Annotated in this window: 1 protein-coding gene; it reads left to right on the top strand. The window is 56.4% G+C overall.

What is annotated here, in order from left to right:
- Positions 1-427: 427 nt before the first annotated feature.
- The coding region (locus P0D80_RS50275; protein WP_408296241.1) for a pentapeptide repeat-containing protein at positions 428-1,229 on the top strand (802 nt) is incomplete at its 3' end.

The raw sequence follows: 1,229 nt of genomic DNA, 5'->3' as shown, positions 1-1,229 counted from the left end.
TACCAGGATCCAGGTCATCGGCAGCATTGAGCATCGCGGCCGCCAGCGCACGCAGCGCTTCTGGCACCACGCCCGGCCGTCATGGTCCTTCCACTCCTAACAACCCGAAACTGGCAACCAGTTGACCCTCAGCATTACGAAACTCCGCGCCGCTTCAGGTTTACGTCGTTTCGTAACAATTCGTGTCTGCGTTCGGGCGCCGTTTTTTGCGTAAGTCCTGTCTGTATTGAATTCGGTCCGCACGACTTAGGATTCGTGGGGCTTTATTCTTTCGTAAACCCAATTCGCATTCAGGGCAGTATTATCCGCTCGCGGCGCTTCCCCCGCGCTGTTCCTTCGGTCATGTCGTCGTGGATCTGGCCGCAGGTTGTGTGCGGCTCTTTTTCTTCCCGATACACCTCATTAGCCTGCGAAGAGTACTTACACCATGTCTGTCGTGACTGCACAAACGTTTGCAAGAGCTTTTTTCGGTAAAGGTTGGGTTGATGGGCAGGAAATCCGTTTCGCGGGCGGAACGCACGAAGCCTTCCGGCGGGGTGCGGACGGGAAAAGCGTTCCCACTTTTAGCAGGGAGGTCTTCCGGCGCGTCACCGCCAACGAAAGCATGGGGAAACTGGCGGGAGACTTCGATATTTCTTGCTCACGTGGGACAGTGACTGCGACGATTACCCTGTTGACTGCATTTATTGGACTGCTCATCGAGCGGGTTTGCAAGTGCATCAGCAGCCACCAGAAAGAAGACGTCGTAACGCACGCGGTGGTCGATCTTCAGAAGAAGATCTCCGATACAGATTTCCAGATCGACGGGCTGGGTAATCGTTCTGTTTCAATAGGGTTGAAACACGGCGGTGAGCTGGCGGTTTCGGAGGACACAGACGAGAACGGCACAGTCCTCACCATTACTGTGAAGACTGGCGCGACCTCTGACTCTTTTGCCATCGAGGGTGGCACCATCAATGACCTCGGGGCAGTTCTGGAACAGGACATTGTTCGCCACGAGGCAGATCACCATCTGTACGGGGAAGCCGTTAAACGCATCCCAGGAGTGAAACAGGTTTTACTCCGAGGGGGCAAGTTGGACCTGACGGGGGAGAGCCTGAGCGGGATGGACCTGAACGGGGTGGATCTGAGCGGGATGAACCTAATACAAGCGGACCTGAGCGAGGCGAACCTGAGCGGGGCGAACCTGCGCGAGACGAACCTGAGCAGGGCGAACCTGAGCCTGGCGA

It is taken from the genome of Paraburkholderia sp. RL17-373-BIF-A, from assembly GCF_046030175.1.
In the GTDB taxonomy this organism is placed as follows: Bacteria; Pseudomonadota; Gammaproteobacteria; order Burkholderiales; family Burkholderiaceae; genus Paraburkholderia.
Note: the sequence above shows the minus strand (reverse complement) of the source record. Positions and strands in the feature narration are given on the sequence as shown.